This is a genomic window from Halomonas sp. H10-59, from assembly GCF_040070555.1.
GTDB lineage: Bacteria > Pseudomonadota > Gammaproteobacteria > Pseudomonadales > Halomonadaceae > Halomonas > Halomonas litopenaei.
In genome coordinates this window covers 4,744,267-4,765,234 of sequence record NZ_CP098828.1, presented here as the reverse complement: position 1 = coordinate 4,765,234, position 20,968 = coordinate 4,744,267, and the positions used below count along the sequence as shown (strand labels likewise).

Below are 20,968 nucleotides of genomic sequence, written 5' to 3'. Positions count from 1 at the left end.
CGGCTCCTGTCAGGCCTGGGTCGTCATCTGGGCGAAGGCTTTCTCGGCAGCGTCCAGGGTCACCTGGATATCCTCCGGCGTGTGTGCACTGGACATGAAGCCAGCCTCGTAGGCCGACGGCGCCAGGTAGACTCCCTGCTCGAGCATGGCGGTGAAGAAACGGCGGAAGGCATCGGCGTCACAGGCGGTGGCCTGGGCAAAGTTCTCGACGCTGCTCTGGGCGGTGAAGAATACCCCGAACATCCCTCCCACGCGCTGGGTGATCATGTCGATACCAGCCTCGCGTGCCCGGCTTTCAAGCCCGTTGCACAGGGTCTCGACACGCTGCGCCAGGGCCTTGTGAAAGCCCGGCTCTTTCAGCTTGGTCAGCAGTGCCACCCCCGCCGCCATGGCCAGCGGATTACCGGCCAGGGTGCCGGCCTGGTACACCGGTCCCAGCGGCGATAGTTCGCTCATGATCTCGCGGCTGCCACCGAAGGCACCCACCGGCATGCCGCCACCGACGATCTTGCCGAGACAGGTCAGATCCGGGGTCACGCCAAAGTGTGCCTGGGCGCCGCCCAGGGCGACACGGAAACCGGTCATCACCTCGTCGAAGATCAGTACGCTCTGGTGGCGGTCACAGACCTGGCGCAGGGTCTTGAGGAAGTCGGCACTCGGCGCGATGCAGTTCATGTTGCCGGCCACCGGCTCGACGATGATGCAGGCGATCTGACTGCCGATCTCCTCGAAACAGCGCTCCACCTCGTCGATGTCATTGTAGGACAGCGTGATGGTATGTTCGGCCAGAGCGGCAGGCACCCCGGGAGAACTGGGCTCACCGTGAGTCAGCGCGCCGGACCCCGCCTTGACCAGCAGCGAATCGCTGTGACCATGGTAGTTGCCCTCGAACTTGACGATCTTGTCCCGCCCGGTGAAGCCACGGGCCAGGCGAATCGCCGACATGGTCGCCTCGGTGCCCGAGTTGGTCATGCGCACCATCTCGATGCTCGGAATGATCTCGCAGATCAGCTCCGCCATGGTGGTCTCGACCGCAGTCGGGGTACCGAAGGACAGGCCCTTGTCGAGGCGCTCGCGCACCGCGCCCAGCACGTCGGGATCGGCATGGCCGGTGATCATCGGTCCCCAGGAGCCCACGTAGTCGACGTAGCGCTTGCCTTCGACATCGAAAAGGTAGGCGCCCTTTGCGCTCTCCATGAACACCGGCGGACGATGCAGCCCCTTGAACGCGCGCACCGGTGAGTTGACGCCACCGGGAATGTGCCGACAGGCCTGTTCGAAGAGCTCAGCGGATGTGGTCATGGCAACCTCTTTGCCCAAAAGTGAAATTCAATCATCGATGCCACAGACATCGATTCAGCGCGACACCGCCTGTGGATAACCCTGTGGAGGGCATGGGATAACCCGGTGAATTGGGCGCCAATACCTTCCAACAGGGGCTGATCGGGGTCTCTCATGCCGACTGCCGTGTCGCCATCATACCTTGACCTCGTCCGGCGAAAAGCGCGGCGTCGGCATTTTCCACAGCCGGCGAGGCAACGACTGCCCCTGGCCGGGCGTCCAGCCATGGGCCAGCGCCTGCCAGGCAAACACCTGAGCCTGCTCACAAGCCTGCACCAGACTTTCTCCCGCCGCCAGTCGCGTAGCCACGGCAGCGGCCAGGGTACAACCGGAACCATGGAAGGTCGCCGGCAAGCGGGGCCAGGTCCACTGACGATCGCTGTCCGGAGTATGCAGGGTATGGGCGACACGCCCCTTGGCCGTCTGGCCCTGGGGATCATCGGTGCCGGTCACCAGCACCGCCTGACAGCCCTGGTGCATCAGACTGACACAGCGCTCGGTATCATCCTGGTAGTCGAGCCCAGCCAGGCGTGCCAGTTCGCCGCGATTGGGGGTCAGGATATCGACCCTCGGCAGCAGACGCTCGAAGTAGGCGTCGATCAGCTCCTGGGTCGCAAGCGGTGATCCGCCCCCCGCCTTGAGCACCGGATCGGCAACCACCGGCACACCGGGCCGGCGGCGCACCACATCGACCACCGCGTCCAGCGCCTCGAGGTCGGCGATCAGACCGATCTTGATCGCCGCGATCGGCAGGCTCTCCAGCGCTGCGGCCGCCTGGCGAATGGTCGAGGCCGGCACCGGGTGCACCGCCTGGACGTCGACGAGGTCCTGTACCGTCAGTGCGGTAGGCACGGTCAGCGCCCAGCCTCCGCAGGCGGCCACGCTCTCGGCGTCGGCCACCAGGCCGGCACCGCCGGTCGGGTCATGCCCGGCCAGCACCAGCACCATCGGCAGGTGGGGCGAAGTCGAAGGACTCAGGCTATTCAAAAGGGTTTCACCACGGCCAGGATCACGATAGCCACCAGTGCCAGCACCGGCAGTTCATTGAACACACGAAAGAAGGTGGCACTGCGACGGCAACGATCCTCGGCCAGCTGCTTCAGGTAGATCAGGCAGACATGGTGATAGGCCACCAGCGCCACCACCAGCGCCAGCTTGGCGTGCAGCCAGCCCTGGCTCATCAGGGCCGGGTTCAACCACACCAGCAGGGCCCCCAGCAGCAATACCGCCACCATCGAAGGTGTCATGATGCCGCGATAGAGCTTGCGTTCCATCACCATGAAGGTATCCATGCTGGCGTACTCGCCCTTGTCCCGGGCCATGGCGTGGTACACGTAGAGCCGTGGCAGATAGAACATGGCGGCGAACCAGGTCACGATCGACATCAGGTGAAAGGCTTTTATCCACAGATACATGGCGACTCCTCAGGCTGTGGATGGATCAGACAGGCGGTAGTACCGCTCAATGGCATCCCGGGTGATGATACCGGAAATTCGCTTCTGCTTCGGTCGATAGCCGTGTTCCACGTAGAGTCCATCCACCTTGCTTTCGTTCAGCACGTTCAGCGCCTCGGTCAGGGTCGCCTGCAGGTGGATGGCCACCAGGTCCAGTCGCTGGCCGGGGATTTCCAGTAGGTCCAGCAACGCCTCCTTGTCTTCATCGGGGCTGGCCGTCGCTGGTGACACCGGCGGTGGCGAGCGATCGACGTTCTTGCCCGCGATAACATCCGCCTGGCCACCGGGGGCGCCCCCCTTGTCCATCAACACCTCCATGGCGGCATTGTCGTCGCTGGCTTCGCGTTGATCTTCCGGCGCCGCCTTGGGTTCCTGTTTCTCCCGCTGTCCCTGCTGCTGCTCCTGCTCCTGCTGCTCGAGCAGATAACGCGCCAGGTCGGCCGCCTTCAGCGCCAGGGTCGGCTTGTCGTCGGTGGAACGTTCGATGATGATCCACACCGGTTTGGCCTCGAGCAATGCCCGAGCCTGGGTCTCCGAGATCCGTCGCCTGGTGCGCACCAGGCTGCGCTCCATCACCGCCGGCACCGACACCCGCGACAACGCCTGCATCAACGGTTGCTGAAGGGGGTGCAGACCATGGCGTTTGACGCTGATAAAGAAGCCGTCACAGCGACACAGCTGGCGCGCGGTCAGGCAGGACACCACCACCGCCAGCATGCCCGGCAACAGAATATGCGGCATATGGGTCAGTTCGAGCAGCGCCATCAGCGCCGCCAGCGGCGCCTGCAGCACCGCCCCCATCATCGCCGCCATGCCGATCATCGCGAATAGCCCAGGGTCTGCGGCCTTGTCCGGCCACATCCAGCCCCCGGCAATGCCGAACAGCGCCCCGGCGGCCGCGCCCACCACCAGCACCGGGCCGATGATGCTCACCGGCACCCCGCAGCCTACCGCGAAGGCAGTCAGCAGAAGCTTGCCCAGCACCAGCGCCATCAGAATATCCAGCGTCAAACGATTGAACAGCGCATCGGACAGGCTGTCGTAGCCGATGCCCTGGACCTGGGGGTAGCACCAGGCCAGTAGCGCCGCCAGGGCACCGACCAGTGCCAGGCGCCACCACAGCGGCAGGCTGGCGATGCGCTCCGAGCGCGAGACATGGATGAACAGACCCGCCAGCAGACCGATACCGAAGGCCATGGCAGCGATCCAGTAGATATTGAACAACGAGCCCATGGACAGATCGGGAACCGCGAAGGCAGGGTCGGCGCCATAGACCAGCTGGGAGACCAGGGCTCCCATGCAGGCCGCCAGGATGACCGGCATGAAGCCAACGATGGTGTATTCCATCATCACCACCTCCATGGCGAAGATCACCCCGGCGATGGGCGTATTGAAGGAGGCGGCGATGCCTGCCGCGGTACCGCAGGCCACCAGCACCCGAAGGCTGTTGTGGGGCAGGCGCAGCAGTTGGCCGAGGCCACTGGAGGCGGCGGCGCCCAGGTGGATCGCCGGGCCCTCGCGCCCGGCAGATAGTCCCCCGACCACCGACACCACCCCCACCCACCACTGGTTCAACCAGTTGCGCAGCGGAAAGCGGCCCTGGTGATAGGTCAGGCGTTCGATCACATGGCTGACGCCGATCTTGCGGGCGGCCAGTGGCTGACGCCACAGCAGCACACCAATCACCGTCACCGCGATGATCGGCAGCACCATGCGCAGGCCGGTAGACAACTGCTCGAAGGCTTCGGGATCGTCGTAGGGCATCACCAGCATGGCGCCGACCATCAACGCCAGCCGGAAGACCACCATCAGACTGCCGGTGATCAGCCCCGTCACCACCCCCAGCACGCACAGTTGCGGCAGGGCGTCGACGCTCGCCAGCTGGCGACGGAAGGCATCAAGACTGAGATCGGGCAGGCGCATGGAGGTGTGGGTCGCTTCCTTGAGAGCGAAGGGTCGAGTCCCTGACGCAAGATGAAAGGCAGGCTTACCTTAGGTGACTATCTCTTGTGTATCATAGAACGTGACTTGGCACCCAGGCCGCCGTCATCGTCGTCTCTCGGAACCCCCATCGCCTGGCCCGAGAATATCCAGGCAGGCCTGTGGCCAGGCCATTCGGCTCGCCTTGCGGGCGGCCACATTTCCATGGCAATGCGCTGAAACAGCAAAGTGCAAAGGAGCGTTACGTGATCAAGGTTGGAATCGTCGGCGGCACCGGTTACACCGGCGTCGAACTGCTCAGGCTGCTGGCGCGCCACCCCGAGGTGGAGGTGGACGCGATCACCTCACGAAGCGAAGCCGGCCTCGGCGTGGCCGAACTCTATCCCAACCTGCGAGGTCACTACGACGAGCTGCGCTTTTCCGAGCCTGACCCGGAGCGCCTGGCGCGCTGCGATGCGGTGTTCTTCGCCACGCCCCACGGCGTCGCCCACGCGCTGGCCGGCGACCTGCTGGAGCGAGGCACCCGGGTGATCGATCTGTCAGCCGATTTCCGCCTGCGCGACGCCGGCGTCTGGGCCGACTGGTACGGCCAGCCTCACGGCGCCCCGGGTCTGCTCGAGGAAGCCGTCTACGGCCTGCCCGAGGTCAGCCGCGATCAGATTCGCCAGGCCCGCCTGATCGCCGTCCCCGGCTGCTATCCCACCGCGGTGCAGCTTGGCTTTCTGCCGCTGCTGGAAGCCGGGCTGATCGACGCCGACCACCTGATCGCCGACTGCAAGTCCGGCGTCACCGGTGCCGGCCGTGGCGCCAAGGTGCCCTCGCTGCTCGCCGAGGCCAGTGAATCGATGAAGGCCTACGGCGCCTCCGGCCATCGTCATCTGCCGGAAATTCGCCAGGGGCTCGGCGACGCCGCCGGGGGTGAGGTCGGGCTAACCTTCGTGCCCCACCTGACGCCGATGATCCGCGGCATCCATGCCACCCTGTACGGGCGCCTGACCGGCGACCCCGGTGATCTCCAGCGTCTGTTCGAAGACCGCTTCGCCAACGAGCCCTTCGTCGACGTGATGCCCGCCGGCAGCCACCCCGAGACCCGTAGCGTCAAGGGCGCCAACCTTTGCCGCATCGCCGTACATCGCCCCGGCAACAGCGACACCGTGGTGGTGCTGGCCGTCATCGACAACCTGGTCAAGGGTGCCTCCGGCCAGGCCATCCACGCCCTCAATCTGATGTTCGACTTCGACGAGACCGCTGGTCTCGACGCCCCGGCGATGATGCCCTGAGGTCTATCCCCCCGCTTGCTGCGGGGGGATGTCGACGTACCAGGCGCCTTACCTCCGAGGAAAAGTTGACCCTTTTACTCTGGCTTGGGGATAATGACCGATGCGGTCGACGTCGGCTGATCGGCGACATCGACCGCTTTGACCCTGTTTCTCGACCCCGGGAGCTCTCATGAGCGGTGCCGAATCCTTTGTCCCCACCCCGCTACTGCTGTCCGACAACGCCCAGCGCCGACTCAAGGCACTGATGGCCGAAGACGGCGCCAGCAACATCGCCCTGCGCGTCTATGTCACGGGAGGCGGCTGCTCGGGATTTCAGTACGGCTTCGACGTGGCCGACGGCGTCAACGACGACGACACCGAGATTTCCTTCGGCGATGTCTCGCTGGTGGTCGACCCGCTGTCCTACCAGTACCTGGTCGGCTCCACCATCGACTATGAGGAAGGCCTGGCCGGCGCACGCTTTCTGGTGCAGAACCCCAACGCCACCACCACCTGTGGTTGCGGCGCCTCCTTTATGGTGTAGCGACCTTGCTGCGCGTCAGCCGACGCGACAGCAACACGCCTTTCCAGATAGCGCTTGATACAGCCCTTGATGCCACCCTCGACGCAGCCTCCCGGCTGCGTCTTGCATTGTGTTGTGGCGCCGCCAGCGTTGGCCCAGCGGATTCTCCCCCAACTTGACCCCTTCCCCGCAACTCGCCATGGTAGTTGAGGATTTCACAATAACGTCAACTGGGGAAAATCATGAAAACCGCCCTTACTTCTGCCGCTCTTACCTCCGCCCTGCTCACCTTCGGTGTCATCGGCAGCGCTCAGGCCGAGACCCTGAACGTGGCCACCGACCCGAGCTTCGTGCCGTTCGAGATGATGGACCAGGAATCCGGCGAAATGGTCGGCTTCGACATGGACATCATTGCCGAGCTGGCCGAGCGTGCCGGTTTCGAATACGAACTGCGCACCATGGACTTCAACGGCATCATTCCCGCCGTCCAGACCGGTAACGTCGACATCGCCATCGCCGGTATCACCATCACCGACGAACGTGCCGAGATCGTCGACTTCTCCGACCCCTACTACGACAGCGGTCTGAAGATCCTGGTCAACGCCGACGAAGAAGGCGTCAGCGAGATCGATGACCTGTCCGGTATGCGTATCGGCACCAAGATCGGCTCCACCAGCTATGACTTCCTCCAGGAAAACCTGGGCGAGGACGCCGAGATCACCCCCTATCCGGGCACCAGCGACATGTACATGGCCCTGCTCGGCGGCAGCGTCGATGCCGCCTTCTACGACGCCCCCAACGTCGGCTACTTCTCCCAGACCCGTGGCGAAGGCAAGGTCAAGGTCGTTGGTCCGCTGTACGAAGGCCAGCAGTACGGCATCGTCTTCGTCAAGGGCAGCGAGTGGGTAGAGCCGGTCAACGAGGCCCTGGCGGCGATGAAGGAAGACGGCACCTACGACGAGATCCACGCCAAGTGGTTTGGTTCCACCAGCGAGTGATCGCAGTCCATAGCGACCTGGGCAACCGACCTGGGATTCATGGGGGCCGGTACACGACCGGCCCCCTTGGTGTTACCCGGACGTCACCCCGAGGCACTGTCTCGACCCCGGCATCAAGGCCTTTCGCCTTGTCCTGATTTCACGTGCATGACGGAGACCCACTCGTGGACGTCAACTTCCAATTCGACTGGTCGGCGGCGCTGTCCTCCATCCCCCAGCTGCTGACCGGCATCCCCTATACCCTGCTGATTTCCTTCGGCGGTCTGGCCATCGGCTTTGTCATCGGCATCATCTTCGGCCTGTTGCGCATTTCCCCGAGCGCCTGGCTGCGTGTTCCCGCCGTGGCCTACATCGAAATCTTCCGCGGCACCCCGGTACTGGTACAGGTGCTGTTCATCTTCTATGGCCTGCCGAGCATCCTTGGTGGCCCCATCGATGCGGTCACCGCAGGTATCGCTGCCATCGCCGTCAACTCCGGCGCCTACATCTCGGAGATCGTGCGCGGTGGTGTGCAGTCCATCGAGCGCGGCCAGCGCGAGGCCGGCCTGTCGCTGGGCCTGTCCCGCCGCCAGACCTTCCGCTACATCATCTGGCCCCAGTCCTTCCGCCGCATGATCCCGGCGCTGGGCAACCAGGCCATCATCAGCATCAAGGACACCTCGCTGTTCGCCGTCATCGGCGTTGGCGAGCTGGTGCGCCAGGGCCAGATCTACATCGCCACCACCTTCACCGCCCTGGAGGTCTATCTGATGGTGGCGCTGCTCTATCTTGCCATCACCCTTTCCTTGTCCTTCGCCCTGCGCATGCTCGAGCGCAAGGGCCTGGTGGGCCAGTGAGGTGCAACATCCCATGGAAAATTCCGACATGAACCCAGCCTCTCACGCCCAGGGCGAGCCCATCGTCCGTATCGACAAACTCAACAAGCACTTCGGCTCGCTGCACGTGCTCAAGAACATCGACCTTGAGGTGGCCCAGGGCGAAGTGGTGGTCGTCATCGGCGCCAGTGGCTCCGGCAAGTCGACCCTCATCCGCTGCGTCAATGGCCTGGAAGAATTCCAGCAGGGCGCCCTCAGGGTCGACGGCAACGACCTCAAGCCCGACGGCAAGGCCAGCCAGGCGCTGCAGACCATCCGCACCGAGGTCGGCATGGTGTTCCAGCAGTTCAACCTGTTCCCTCACCTCAGCGTGCGTGACAACGTCACCCTGGCCCCGATGAAGGTGCGCGGCGAAAGCCGTGACAAGGCCGAGGCCACCGCGGAACGGCTGCTCGATCGGGTCGGCATCAAGGACCAGGCCGACAAGTACCCGACCCAGCTCTCCGGCGGTCAGCAGCAGCGCGTGGCGCTGGCCCGCGCACTGGCCATGGAGCCCCGTCTGATGCTGTTCGACGAGCCCACCTCGGCGCTGGACCCGGAGATGATCGGTGAGGTGCTCGACGCCATGCGTGAGCTCGCCAGAGAAGGCATGACGATGATGATCGTGACCCACGAGATGGGCTTCGCCCGGGAGGTCGCCGACCGCGTGATCTACATCCACAAGGGTGAGATCGTCGAGCAGGGCAAGCCCGAAGAAGTCTTCGACAATCCGCAGAATGAACGTACCCAGAGCTTCCTGGCGCGAGTGCTCAAGCACTAAAAAAACCGCCCGTTCGAGCCTCTCAAACGCCCTGTCGAGTGATCGACAGGGCGTTTTTTTGGCTTTTTGGGGCTGTGGACAAGATTTTTCACATTTGGCTGCGAAGCCCACTGCCACGGGGGCTGTGGGCAAGTCGGCGAGTTGTTCACCGTCGCGGTGACAACCGCCCCCGAGCTCGGTGGATAACTGGTGGAAGCCGAGTCCTGTGGGCAAGTCGTGATTGTGTCCACAGGCAGATAACACGCCATCAAACGCTGGTACGTCCCTTGTCCAACAAAGGATCAACATTGTACCTATTTGTTTTTTGTAGATTTAAATGGTTTTTCCACAGAAAGTGTCCACACCAGTAGTTACAACCACTACAGAACTTCCTTTCTTATTCTTTTATTTTTTTATAGGTAGGTAAGTGAAGCTCCTGCCTGACAGACGGGGTGTGGAAAACCCTGACGTTTACCCACAGGAGGGTTTATACTGGCCGGCTATTTTTCGTACGAACCCAATATCCAGACCGCTGGCGCGCTGCGCCGAACGAGGTGAACCTTGGAGTATCCCGACCGCTTTGACGTCATCGTCATCGGCGGTGGCCATGCTGGAACGGAAGCTGCCCTGGCCTCTGCCCGCATGGGTTGCCAGACCCTGCTGTTGACCCACAACATCGAGACCCTGGGCCAGATGTCCTGCAATCCCGCCATCGGCGGGATCGGCAAGAGTCATCTGGTCAAGGAAATCGACGCCCTCGGCGGCGCCATGGGATTGGCGACGGACCTGGGCGGGATCCAGTTTCGCGTGCTCAACGCCCGCAAGGGCCCCGCGGTACGGGCGACCCGTGCCCAGGCCGATCGTGTGCGCTACAAGGCCGCGATTCGTGGCATGCTGGAAAACCAGCCGAACCTGACGCTGTTCCAGCAGGCTGCCGGCGACCTGATCGTCGACCAGGACACCGTGCGCGGCGTGGTCACCGAGACCGGACTGCGTTTCCTGGCCGAAACCGTGGTGCTGTGCACCGGCACCTTCCTCGGCGGGGTGATCCACATCGGGCTGGACAACAGCCGTGGTGGTCGTGCCGGGGATCCGCCCTCCAACGCCCTGGCCGAGCGTCTGCGCGCCTTGCCGTTTCGGGTCGATCGCCTGAAGACCGGCACCCCGCCGCGCATCGATGCCAAGAGCGTCGACTTCTCGCGCCTCGAGGAGCAGCCGGGCGACAGTCCGACACCGGTGATGTCCTACCTGGGATCGCGGGACATGCATCCGCGCCAGGTCAGCTGCCATATCGCCCATACCAACGAGCGCACCCACGAGATCATCTTCGACAATCTCGATCGCTCGCCGATGTTCTCCGGGGTGATCGAAGGGGTCGGGCCGCGCTACTGCCCGTCCATCGAAGACAAGGTCCACCGCTTCGCCGACAAGACCAGCCACCAGGTATTCGTCGAGCCGGAGGGTCTGGATACCCATGAGCTATACCCAAATGGTATTTCGACCTCCTTGCCCTTCGACGTGCAGCTCAAGGTGGTGCGCTCCATCGAAGGTCTCGAGCGGGCCCATATCACCCGTCCGGGCTACGCCATCGAGTACGACTTCTTCGATCCGCGGGACCTGAAGCACTCGCTGGAAACCAAATTTATCCACAACCTGTTTTTCGCCGGCCAGATCAACGGCACCACCGGCTACGAGGAAGCGGGGGCCCAGGGCCTGCTCGCCGGGCTCAACGCCGCGCGTCGCGCCAAGGCGCTCGACGCCTGGTGTCCGCGCCGCGACGAGGCCTACCTCGGGGTGCTGGTGGATGACCTGATCACCCTGGGCACCAAGGAGCCCTACCGGATGTTCACCTCCCGCGCCGAGTACCGGCTGTTGCTGCGTGAGGACAACGCCGACATGCGCCTGACCGAACACGGTCGCGCACTGGGTCTGGTGGACGATGAGCGCTGGGCGCGGTTCAGCGACAAGCGTGAAGCGGTGGAGCGCGAGAGCGCCCGGCTCAAGGCGACCTGGGTGCAGCCCGGGACCGATGCCGCCGCCACCATCGAGCGAATCACCGGCAAGCCGCTGGCCCGCGAGTACAGCCTGATGGATCTGCTCAAGCGCCCGGAACTCGGCTATGCCGACGTGGCTGCGGCCAAGGGTGAGCCGGTGAGCGACGAGACGGTCGCCGAACAGGTCCAGATCCAGGCCAAGTACCAGGGCTACATCGATCGTCAGCAGGACGAGATCGACAAGCTCAAGCGTCACGAGTCCATGGCCCTGCCGACCGATCTCGACTTCAGCCGAGTCGAGGGGCTGTCCCACGAGATTCGCCAGAAGCTCGCCGAGGCGCGCCCGGAGACCCTGGCCCAGGCCGGGCGGATCAGCGGGGTGACCCCGGCGGCGGTATCGATCCTGCTGATTCACCTCAAGAAACGCCGGTTGCTCGATGATCGCGAGGTGGCCAGCGGATGAGTCAGGCGATGTCCCCGGCCCTGCAGCAGCGACTGCACGAGCGCTTGAGCGAGGGCCTTGCCGCCCTCGAGATCACGGCCACCGCCGCCCAGCTTGACCAGCTTCTGGCCCTGGTGGGTCTGTTGCACAAGTGGAATCGGGCCTATAACCTCACGGCGGTACGCGATCCGCTGGACATGGTCTCTCGCCACGTGCTCGACAGCGCCGCGGTGCTGCCCTGGGTCAAGGGCCCACGGGTGCTCGACGTGGGCGCGGGGCCTGGCCTGCCCGGCCTGGTGCTGGCGATCCTCAACCCCGAGCTCGACGTCAGCCTGCTCGACAGCAACGGCAAGAAGGTACGCTTTCAGCGTCAGGCGGTGATGGAACTTGGGCTTGCCCGGGTGACCCCGATCCAGGCGCGAGTGGAAGCCTATACCCCGGCCGACGGCGGGTTCGATCAACTGATCTCGCGGGCCTTTGCCAGCCTCGAGGACTTCGTCGAGCTGACCCGGCCGCTGCTGGCGCCCCACGGCCAGTGGCTGGCGATGAAAGGGCCGGCGGTGGACGGCGAGCTCGAACGCCTGGAGGACGACGTGCGCTGTGTCTCGCGCCATGCGTTGAGGGTGCCGTACGAGTCAGCGGGTCGAGAACTGGTTATGCTGGAACCCGAGGCCGGGGGCCGCTAGGCTCGGGCTTGGGGTTCGGTTTCACGATTTTGCCGCCACCAGCCACCCGAGAATTTCCACGCAAGGATGACGTCGTGACCAAAATCATCGCCTTGACCAACCAGAAGGGTGGGGTCGGCAAGACCACCTCTGCCGTCAACCTGGCCGCCAGTCTGGCGTCGCTGGATCGCCGCGTACTGCTGGTCGATCTCGATCCCCAGGGCCACGCCACCATGGGCAGTGGTGTCGACAAGCACAGCCTCGAGGGCAGCGTGCTCGACGTCATCCTGGGCGACAAGCGCCCGGTGGAGGTCATCCTCGACTGCCCCGAGGCGGGCTACGCCTTGCTGCCGGGCAATGGCGACCTGACCGCCGCCGAGGTCGAGCTGCTCGATCGTGGTGAAGGCCGCGAGCGGGCGCTGGCCAAGGCGCTGGACGAAGTCGCCGGCGAGTACGACGTGGTGATGATCGACTGCCCACCGTCGCTGAACATGCTCACCGTCAATGCGCTGACCGCCGCCGATGGGGTACTGATACCGCTGCAGTGCGAGTTCTATGCCCTGGAAGGCCTGTCGGCGCTGCTCGACACCGTCGAGCAGATCAAGGACAGCGTGAATCCGGGCCTCGAGATCTTCGGGATCCTGCGCACCATGTTCGACGCCCGCAACAGCCTGACCCGGGACGTCAGCAAGCAGCTGCGGGACTACTTCGGCGATGCCCTGCTCAAGACCACCATTCCACGCAACGTGCGGGTTGCCGAGGCGCCGAGTCACGGCCTGCCGGTCACCAAGTACGCACGCTTCTCGCGGGGCAGCCAGGCCCACCGGGTGCTGGCCAAGGAACTGATTCGTCGGCTGTCGCTGTAGCCCCGGCCACGGTGGCAAGGGCCAGCAGTGTCGAATTTTTGAGCGTGCTGTGATGAGGATGAATCGATGACGCGCAAACGCGCCCTGGGACGAGGACTGGATGCGCTGATCGGGGCCGGTGCCCGCCGCCGCGAGAGCCTCGATCTGCCCGAGGTGGATGCCGAGCTGACGACCGACGGCGACGAAGACGCCACGGTGGTGCCGCCTCCCGCGCCGGAGGAACGTCTGGAGCGCCTGCCGCTGGGCCAGCTCAGCCGTGGACGCTACCAGCCAAGGCGCGATATCCAGCCCGAGGCGCTGGAGGAGCTGGCCGACTCGATCCGCGCCCAGGGCGTGATGCAGCCCATCGTGGTGCGTCCGATCGGTCCCGACCGCTATGAGATCATCGCCGGTGAACGCCGCTGGCGGGCCTCCCAGCTGGCCGAACTGGACGTCATCCCGGCGGTGATCCGCGAGGTGACCGACGAGGTGGCCCTGGCGCTGGCGCTGATCGAGAACATCCAGCGCGAGAACCTCAACCCGGTGGAGGAGGCGCTGGCGCTCAAGCGTCTGCTCGATGAATTCGAACTGACCCAGCAGCAGGTCGCCGATGCCGTGGGCCGTTCGCGTACCCAGGTGACTAACCTGCTGCGCCTGCTGGCGCTGGACCCCGAGGTGCAGACGCTGCTCGAACGCGGTGACCTGGACATGGGCCATGCCCGCGCCCTGTTGACCCTGCCGGCGGCCAAGCAGCGCAAGGCGGCCCATGAGGTGGTCAACAAGGACCTGACCGTGCGCGCCACCGAGGCGCTGGTCAAGCAACTGGCCAATGGCAAGCCAAAGGCCGCCAAGACTGCGCCGAATCAGGACGTGGCCCGGCTGGAGACCCGTCTGGCAGATCTGCTCGGCGCCCCGGTCAAGATCAGCCACGGCAAGGCCGGCAAGGGCAAGGTCACCATCCAGTACTCGAGCCTCGATGAGCTCGACGGCATCCTGGGCCACATCCGCTGAGTGGCGACGACCAGAGACAGCGACCGGGTTGCGCGTATCAGCGCAGTAAACCACTTAGGTCGCTAATCACTTTAGCGGCCTTTTCTCCGCATTTGGTCGTAAGCCAGCGCGAAGTGACGACAAATCGTCACGTCTTTGGTTGAAGCCGTTAGGGGGCTTCCCTATAATCGCGCCGGAGTCTGCCGGTGGTCTGTCGCCGGCGATCACGATGGATGACGAGTTCGCGCCAAGAGGCGCGTCGGGAGAGACACTTGGCGGCCAGGATCCAACGACCCCAGGTGCAGCGCCTGCTGATGGCACAGCTCGCTGTGCTGGCGCTGACCAGCGTTGCGGCGGCTGGCATCGACGGTATCTCCGGCGCTTCCTCGGCGGCCCTGGGCGGGCTGGTGGCCTTTTTGCCCAATGTGTTCTTTGCCTGGTGTGTGTTCCGGGCGCAGGGCGCGCGCTACTCCAAGGCCATCGTCAACAATTTCTATCGTGCGGAAGCCGGCAAGTTCGGTTTGACGGCGGCGCTGTTCACCTTGGTGTTCATCGCAGTGCCTCCCTCAAACCCGACTTTTTTCTTTGGCGCTTATGTGGTGACGCTGTTCGTTCATTGGCTGGGGCCCTGGCTGGTGAAACGACCGTCGCACACCTGACAACGAGGCAGACATGGCAGGCACGAATCCGACTCCGACGGAATATATCCAGCACCACCTGCAGAACCTGACCTTCGGGCTGCACCCGGACAATGGCTGGTCGATCGCCCATTCCGCCCAGGAAGCTTCCGACATGGGCTTCTGGGCCGTTCACCTCGATACCCTCGGCTGGTCCGTCGGTCTCGGTCTGATCTTCCTGTGGCTGTTCAAGAAGGCGGCCAACACCGCTACCACCGGCGTGCCTGGTGCGCTGCAGAACTTTGTCGAGCTGATGGTCGAGTTCGTCGACAACTCGGTCAAGGACACCTTCCACGGCAAGAGCAAGCTGATCGCGCCGCTGGCGCTGACCATCTTCTGCTGGGTCTTCCTGATGAACCTGATGGACCTGGTGCCGGTGGACTTCCTGCCGCTGCTGGCGGCCAAGATCGGCGCCCTGTTCGGCGCGGACCCGGCCCACGTCTACTTCAAGGTGGTGCCGACCACCGACGTCAATGCCACCCTCGGCATGGCGCTGTCCGTGTTCGGCCTGATCATCTTCTACACCATTCGTGCCAAGGGCTTCTCCGGCTTCATCGGTGAGCTTACCCTGCACCCGTTCAACTCACCCAACAAGCTGGTCCAGGCGCTGTTCATCCCGGTCAACTTCCTGCTCGAGACCGTGACCCTGATCGCCAAGCCGATCTCCCTGGCCCTGCGACTGTTCGGCAACCTCTACGCCGGTGAGCTGATCTTCATCCTGATCGCGATGATCGGCCTGTGGCAGCTGCCGCTGCACTTCACCTGGGCGGTGTTCCATATCCTGGTCATCACCCTGCAGGCCTTCATCTTCATGATGCTGACCATCGTCTACATGAGCATGGCGGTGGAGAAGCACTGACGGTTTCGCTTCAACCCTAAACCCTAACCCACTGATAAACCTTAGTTTCAACTAAAAACTGGAGAGACCACCATGGAAGCACAAGTTCTGGGTATGACCGCCATCGCCGTGTCCCTGCTGATCGGCCTGGGTGCACTCGGCACCGCCATCGGCTTCGGTATCCTCGGCGGCAAGTTCCTGGAAGGCGCTGCACGTCAGCCGGAAATGGTTCCGATGCTGCAGGTCAAGATGTTCATCGTCGCCGGCCTGCTGGACGCCGTGACCATGATCGGTGTTGGTATCGCGCTGTTCTTCACCTTCGCTAACCCGTTTGTCGGTTAATGTCCGACCGCTCGTCCCGAGCCGTCGATCCGTTAACCCCAAACCCGTAACGCGAGAGGTGCTGGCGTGAACCTGAACCTTACCCTAGTCGGCCAGGCTATCGCCTTTGCGTTCTTCGTCTGGTTCTGCATGAAGTTTATATGGCCGCCGGTCATGCAAGCTCTGCAGGAACGCCAGAAGAAGATCGCCGATGGTCTGGATGCTGCCAGCCGTGCGGCGCGTGATCTCGAGGTGGCCGAGAAAGAGGCCGACGAGACCCTGCGCAAGAGCAAGCAAGAGGCGGCCGAGATCCTGGAACAGGCCCAGAAACAGGCCAACCAGAAGCTCGAGCAGGCACGCGAAGACGCCCGCCTTGAAGGCGAGCGCATGATTGCCAAGGCCAAGTCCGAGATCGAGCAGGAAGTGGCACGCGCGAAGGAAGACCTGCGCGCACAGGTGTCCCGTCTGGCGGTCCTGGGCGCTGAGCGAATCCTGGAGTCCTCCATCGACGAGAAGCAGCACGCTGCCATCGTCGACAAACTCGCCAAAGAGCTCTGAGGAGGTGCCCCATGGCGGAAACGTCAACTATCGCTCGCCCGTACGCCAAGGCTGCCTTTGAGCACGCCGTGGCCAAGGACGCGCTCGACGAATGGTCCGGCATGCTGGCCAGGGTCGCGCAGGTCGTCGGCGACGACGACATGCGCGCCCGGGTGCTCGGCAATCCCAAGCTGTCCAGCGCACAGAAGGCTGATGTTGTCGTCGACGTCTGTGGTGACGCCGTCAATGACGACCTCAAGAACTTCGTTCGCCTGGTCGGCCAGAAGGGTCGCCTGGCGGCGCTCGGCGCCATCGCCGAGCAGTTCGAGGTGCTCAAGGCCCAGCAGGAAAAGCGGGTAGAGGTGGAAATTGTTTCCGCCTTCCCGCTGGCCGAAGCCCAGGAACAATCGCTCGCGAGTGCACTGGCCAAGCGTCTGAACCGCGAAATCTCCATTACCACTCAGGTGGACAAGACGCTCCTGGGCGGCGTGATCCTGCGTGCCGGCGACACCGTCATCGACGGTTCGGTACGTGGTCGATTGAACCGCCTCCAGGAAGCCCTTTCCGCCTGAGTCTGAGGGACATGGCATGCAGCAACTGAATCCTTCCGAGATCAGCGACATCATCAAGCAGCGTATCGAGAAGCTTGACGTCGCATCCGAAGCCCGTAATCAGGGCACGATCGTCAGCGTATCTGACGGTATCGTGCAGATTCACGGCCTCGCCGACGCAATGTTCGGTGAGATGATCGAATTCCCCGGCGGCATCTTCGGGATGACCCTGAACCTCGAGCGCGACAACGTCGGTGCCGTGGTTCTGGGTGATTACCTGCAGCTGGAAGAGGGCATGACTGCCCAGTGTACCGGTCGCATCCTCGAGGTGCCGGTGGGTCCCGAACTGCGCGGCCGTGTGGTCGACGCCCTCGGTAACCCCATCGACGGCAAGGGCGACCTGGGCACCAAGGAAACCGACGCGGTCGAGAAGGTCGCACCTGGCGTCATCACTCGTCAGTCCGTCGACGAGCCGATCCAGACCGGTTTCAAGTCCATCGATGCCATGGTGCCGATCGGCCGCGGTCAGCGTGAGCTGATCATCGGCGACCGTCAGATCGGTAAGTCGGCGATCGCCATCGATGCGATCATCAACCAGAAAGGCACCGGCGTCACCTGTGTCTACGTGGCCATCGGTCAGAAGCAGTCGACCATCGCCAACGTGGTGCGCAAGCTCGAAGAGCACGGCGCCATGGAGCACACCATCGTGGTCGCCGCCGGCGCCGCCGATCCGGCCCCGATGCAGTTCCTCGCCGCCTACTCCGGCTGCACCATGGGCGAGTACTTCCGCGACCGCGGTGAAGACGCGCTGATCGTCTATGACGATCTGTCCAAGCAGGCCGTGGCCTACCGCCAGGTGTCCCTGCTGCTGCGTCGTCCGCCGGGCCGTGAAGCCTTCCCTGGCGACGTCTTCTACCTCCACTCCCGTCTGCTCGAGCGTGCCGCGCGTGTCAACGCCGACTACGTCGAGAAGTTCACCAACGGTGAAGTGAAGGGCAAGACCGGCTCGCTGACCGCACTGCCGATCATCGAGACCCAGGCCGGCGACGTGTCTGCCTTCGTTCCGACCAACGTGATCTCGATCACCGACGGTCAGATCTTCCTCGAGACCGACCTGTTCAACTCAGGCATCCGCCCGGCCATCAACGCCGGTCTGTCGGTGTCTCGTGTGGGTGGCTCGGCACAGACCAAGATCATCAAGAAGCTCGGCGGCAGCGTGCGTCTGGCTCTGGCCCAGTACCGCGAGCTCGCGGCCTTCTCCCAGTTCGCCTCCGACCTGGACGAAGCCACCCGCAAGCAGCTCGAGCACGGTCAGCGCGTCACCGAGCTGATGAAGCAGAAGCAGTACTCGCCGATGTCGGTTGCCGAGATGGCGATCTCCCTGTTTGCCGCCAACGAAGGCTTCCTGGACGACGTCGACGTCAACAAGGTGCTGGACTTCGAACATGCACTCCACGAGTACATGAAGTCCGAGCACGGCGAGTTGCTCGACAAGATCAACGAGTCTGGCGACTACAACGACGAGATCAAGGACGGCCTGAAGCAGGGTCTCGAGAAGTTCAAGTCCTCTCAGAGCTGGTAAGCGTCCACTGGCCCGCCGCAAGGCGGGCCAGATGGTCGAACAGGATTCTGAGGGTCACCGAACAAGGGTAGATCGCCATGGCAGTCGGAAAAGAGATTCGCACGCAGATTGCGAGCATCAAGAACACGCAGAAGATCACCAATGCGATGCAGATGGTGGCGGCGTCGAAGATGCGCAAGACCCAGGAACGGATGTCGGCGAGCAAGCCTTACGCCGAACAGATCCGTCACGTGGTGGGTCATCTCGCCCAGGCCAACCCGGAATACAAGCATCCGTGGATGGAAGAGCGTGAGGCCAAGCGCGTCGGTTACATCGTCGTCTCCAGCGATCGTGGTCTCTGTGGCGGCTTGAACGTCAACCTGTTCAAGGCGACGGTCAAGGACGCTCAGGCGTGGCACGAGAAGGGCGCCGAGCTCGACTTCTGTGCCCTCGGCAGCAAGGCCAGCAGCTTCTTCCGCAAGTATGGGGGAAGCCTGGTCGCCGCCAAGAGTGGCCTGGGGGAAACGCCGAGTCTTGATGATCTGATCGGCAGCGTGAAGGTGATGCTGGATGCCTACGATGAAGGCAAGCTGGATCGTCTTTACGTGGTGCACAACGAATTCGTCAATACCATGACCCAGAAGCCGGTCGTCCGTCAGCTGCTACCGCTGACCGAGGACACCGCAAAGGTCGAGGAAGACGACGAGAACAAGCGTCCCAGCAGCTGGGACTACCTGTATGAGCCGGATGCCAAGGCGCTGCTCGACAGCCTGCTCGTGCGCTACGTTGAAGCGCAGGTGTATCAGGCGGTGGTCGAGAACACAGCGTGCGAGCAGGCGGCACGCATGGTTGCCATGAAGAGCGCGACCGACAACGCGGGCAATCTGATCGACGATCTGGAGCTGGTGTACAACAAGGCCCGTCAGGCGGCCATTACCCAGGAAATCTCCGAGATCGTTGGCGGTGCCGCCGCTGTTTAAGGCATGCAGGTTTCATTTGCAGGTATTAGAGAGGAACCAAGATGAGCGGACGTATCGTACAAATCATCGGCGCGGTGATTGACGTAGAGTTTCCGCGGGACGATGTTCCCAAGGTCTACGACGCGCTGAAGGTCACCGAAAAGGAGACCATCCTCGAAGTCCAGCAGCAGCTGGGCGACGGCGTGGTGCGCTGCATCGCCATGGGCTCGACCGAAGGGCTCAAGCGCGGCATGAACACCGATAACACCGGCGCGGCCATCTCCGTCCCGGTCGGCCAGGAAACCCTGGGCCGCATCATGAACGTGCTCGGCGAGCCGATCGATGAGGCCGGTGAGATCGGCGAGCAGGAGCGCATGCCGATCCACCGCGAGGCTCCGGGCTACGCCGACCAGGCGGCCACCAACGAGCTGCTCGAGACCGGCATCAAGGTCATCGACCTAGTGTGCCCGTTCGCCAAGGGCGGCAAGGTCGGTCTGTTCGGCGGTGCCGGTGTCGGCAAGACCGTCAACATGATGGAGCTGATCCGTAACATCGCCACCGAGCACAGCGGTTACTCCGTGTTCGCCGGTGTCGGTGAGCGTACTCGTGAAGGTAACGACTTCTACCACGAGATGCAGGAGTCCAACGTTCTCGACAAGGTGGCACTGGTCTACGGCCAGATGAACGAGCCGCCCGGGAACCGCCTGCGTGTGGCCCTGACCGGTCTGACCATCGCCGAGAAGTTCCGTGACGAAGGTCGTGACGTACTGTTGTTCGTCGACAACATCTACCGTTACACCCTGGCCGGTACCGAGGTGTCCGCACTGCTGGGCCGTATGCCGTCCGCGGTGGGTTACCAGCCGACCCTGGCCGAGGAGATGGGCGTTCTGCAGGAGCGTATCACCTCCACCAAGACCGGCTCGATCACCTCCGTGCAGGCCGTCTACGTGCCCGCGGATGACTTGACCGACCCGTCTCCGGCGACCACCTTCTCGCACCTGGACGCCACCGTGGTACTGGCGCGTTCCATCGCCGAGCTGGGTATCTATCCGGCCATCGACCCGCTGGACTCCACCTCTCGCCAGCTTGATCCGCTGGTGGTGGGCGACGAGCACTACAACGTCGCGCGCGGTGTTCAGGGCGTGCTCCAGCGCTACAAGGAGCTCAAGGACATCATCGCCATCCTGGGTATGGACGAGCTGTCCGACGAAGACAAGCAGATCGTGGCACGTGCGCGTAAGATCCAGCGCTTCCTGTCACAGCCGTTCTTCGTTGCCGAGGTGTTCACCGGCTCTCCCGGCAAGTACGTGTCGCTGAAGGAGACCATCCGTGGTTTCCAGGGCATCCTGGACGGCGAGTACGACGAGCTGCCCGAGCAGGCCTTCTACATGGTCGGCACCATCGACGAGGCCGTCGAGAAAGCCAACCAGATGAAGTAATCCCTCTAACCGGGAGACG

General features: G+C 63.6%; 21 protein-coding genes. 17 read left to right on the top strand and 4 right to left on the bottom strand.

Features of this window, described 5'->3' with window-relative positions; genetic code table 11:
- Positions 1 to 9: 9 nt before the first annotated feature.
- The 4 genes from hemL to NFG57_RS20740 form a co-directional block, all read right to left on the bottom strand.
- Positions 10 to 1,302, bottom strand: a complete 1,293-nt coding sequence (hemL, locus tag NFG57_RS20755) for a glutamate-1-semialdehyde 2,1-aminomutase (protein ID WP_348815108.1) — start codon at positions 1,300 to 1,302, stop codon at positions 10 to 12.
- A 174-nt stretch (positions 1,303 to 1,476) separates the two neighbouring features.
- On the bottom strand, positions 1,477 to 2,289 hold the full coding sequence (locus tag NFG57_RS20750; RefSeq protein WP_213229534.1) for a hydroxymethylpyrimidine/phosphomethylpyrimidine kinase: 813 nt from the start codon (positions 2,287 to 2,289) through the stop codon (positions 1,477 to 1,479).
- Between the two features lie 35 nt (positions 2,290 to 2,324).
- On the bottom strand, positions 2,325 to 2,756 hold the full coding sequence (hemJ, locus tag NFG57_RS20745; protein WP_045992725.1) for a protoporphyrinogen oxidase HemJ: 432 nt from the start codon (positions 2,754 to 2,756) through the stop codon (positions 2,325 to 2,327).
- A gap of 9 nt (positions 2,757 to 2,765) precedes the next feature.
- The gene (locus NFG57_RS20740) at positions 2,766 to 4,718 is read right to left on the bottom strand and encodes a chloride channel protein (RefSeq protein WP_348815107.1); all 1,953 of its coding nucleotides are present in this window, start codon (positions 4,716 to 4,718) and stop codon (positions 2,766 to 2,768) included.
- A 263-nt stretch (positions 4,719 to 4,981) separates the two neighbouring features.
- On the opposite strand from NFG57_RS20740, the gene argC reads away from it, so the two are divergent.
- From argC to atpD, 17 genes are all read left to right on the top strand, one after another.
- Entirely contained in the window at positions 4,982 to 6,016 is a 1,035-nt protein-coding gene (argC, locus tag NFG57_RS20735) for an N-acetyl-gamma-glutamyl-phosphate reductase (RefSeq protein ID WP_045992723.1), read from the top strand.
- A 169-nt stretch (positions 6,017 to 6,185) separates the two neighbouring features.
- Positions 6,186 to 6,539: an iron-sulfur cluster insertion protein ErpA gene (gene erpA / locus NFG57_RS20730; protein ID WP_045992722.1), complete on the top strand. Its 354-nt coding sequence runs from the start codon at positions 6,186 to 6,188 to the stop codon at positions 6,537 to 6,539.
- A gap of 221 nt (positions 6,540 to 6,760) precedes the next feature.
- The gene (locus tag NFG57_RS20725; RefSeq protein WP_045992721.1) at positions 6,761 to 7,516 is read left to right on the top strand and encodes a transporter substrate-binding domain-containing protein; all 756 of its coding nucleotides are present in this window, start codon (positions 6,761 to 6,763) and stop codon (positions 7,514 to 7,516) included.
- Positions 7,517 to 7,680: 164 nt separating this feature from the next.
- Positions 7,681 to 8,352 (top strand): amino acid ABC transporter permease, encoded by a 672-nt coding sequence (locus NFG57_RS20720; RefSeq protein ID WP_045992720.1) that lies wholly within the window; start codon positions 7,681 to 7,683, stop codon positions 8,350 to 8,352.
- Between the two features lie 28 nt (positions 8,353 to 8,380).
- The gene (locus NFG57_RS20715; RefSeq protein WP_045992719.1) at positions 8,381 to 9,151 is read left to right on the top strand and encodes an amino acid ABC transporter ATP-binding protein; all 771 of its coding nucleotides are present in this window, start codon (positions 8,381 to 8,383) and stop codon (positions 9,149 to 9,151) included.
- A 540-nt stretch (positions 9,152 to 9,691) separates the two neighbouring features.
- Positions 9,692 to 11,587 (top strand): tRNA uridine-5-carboxymethylaminomethyl(34) synthesis enzyme MnmG, encoded by a 1,896-nt coding sequence (mnmG, locus tag NFG57_RS20710; RefSeq protein ID WP_348815106.1) that lies wholly within the window; start codon positions 9,692 to 9,694, stop codon positions 11,585 to 11,587.
- Complete coding sequence (gene rsmG, locus NFG57_RS20705) at positions 11,584 to 12,252, top strand: 16S rRNA (guanine(527)-N(7))-methyltransferase RsmG (RefSeq protein WP_124804534.1); 669 nt, start codon at positions 11,584 to 11,586, stop codon at positions 12,250 to 12,252. The genes mnmG and rsmG overlap by 4 nt, the downstream gene beginning before the upstream one ends.
- 74 nt (positions 12,253 to 12,326) lie before the next feature.
- Positions 12,327 to 13,097, top strand: a complete 771-nt coding sequence (locus NFG57_RS20700; RefSeq protein WP_045992716.1) for a ParA family protein — start codon at positions 12,327 to 12,329, stop codon at positions 13,095 to 13,097.
- Positions 13,098 to 13,163: 66 nt separating this feature from the next.
- Positions 13,164 to 14,087 carry a ParB/RepB/Spo0J family partition protein gene (locus NFG57_RS20695; protein WP_045992715.1) on the top strand — a complete coding sequence of 308 codons (924 nt, stop codon included), beginning with the start codon at positions 13,164 to 13,166 and terminating at the stop codon, positions 14,085 to 14,087.
- Between the two features lie 251 nt (positions 14,088 to 14,338).
- Positions 14,339 to 14,725: an ATP synthase subunit I gene (locus NFG57_RS20690; RefSeq protein WP_052704342.1), complete on the top strand. Its 387-nt coding sequence runs from the start codon at positions 14,339 to 14,341 to the stop codon at positions 14,723 to 14,725.
- Between the two features lie 13 nt (positions 14,726 to 14,738).
- Positions 14,739 to 15,602: a F0F1 ATP synthase subunit A gene (gene atpB, locus NFG57_RS20685; RefSeq protein ID WP_045992713.1), complete on the top strand. Its 864-nt coding sequence runs from the start codon at positions 14,739 to 14,741 to the stop codon at positions 15,600 to 15,602.
- Between the two features lie 72 nt (positions 15,603 to 15,674).
- Positions 15,675 to 15,923 carry a F0F1 ATP synthase subunit C gene (gene atpE, locus NFG57_RS20680; RefSeq protein WP_045992712.1) on the top strand — a complete coding sequence of 83 codons (249 nt, stop codon included), beginning with the start codon at positions 15,675 to 15,677 and terminating at the stop codon, positions 15,921 to 15,923.
- Between the two features lie 66 nt (positions 15,924 to 15,989).
- Positions 15,990 to 16,460, top strand: a complete 471-nt coding sequence (locus NFG57_RS20675; protein WP_045992711.1) for a F0F1 ATP synthase subunit B — start codon at positions 15,990 to 15,992, stop codon at positions 16,458 to 16,460.
- 11 nt (positions 16,461 to 16,471) lie between these two features.
- Positions 16,472 to 17,011 (top strand): F0F1 ATP synthase subunit delta, encoded by a 540-nt coding sequence (locus tag NFG57_RS20670; RefSeq protein ID WP_045992710.1) that lies wholly within the window; start codon positions 16,472 to 16,474, stop codon positions 17,009 to 17,011.
- 16 nt (positions 17,012 to 17,027) lie between these two features.
- On the top strand, positions 17,028 to 18,572 hold the full coding sequence (gene atpA / locus NFG57_RS20665) for a F0F1 ATP synthase subunit alpha (RefSeq protein WP_045992709.1): 1,545 nt from the start codon (positions 17,028 to 17,030) through the stop codon (positions 18,570 to 18,572).
- A gap of 77 nt (positions 18,573 to 18,649) precedes the next feature.
- On the top strand, positions 18,650 to 19,531 hold the full coding sequence (gene atpG, locus NFG57_RS20660) for a F0F1 ATP synthase subunit gamma (RefSeq protein WP_045992708.1): 882 nt from the start codon (positions 18,650 to 18,652) through the stop codon (positions 19,529 to 19,531).
- A gap of 41 nt (positions 19,532 to 19,572) precedes the next feature.
- On the top strand, positions 19,573 to 20,949 hold the full coding sequence (gene atpD, locus NFG57_RS20655) for a F0F1 ATP synthase subunit beta (protein ID WP_045992707.1): 1,377 nt from the start codon (positions 19,573 to 19,575) through the stop codon (positions 20,947 to 20,949).
- Positions 20,950 to 20,968: the final 19 nt, after the last annotated feature.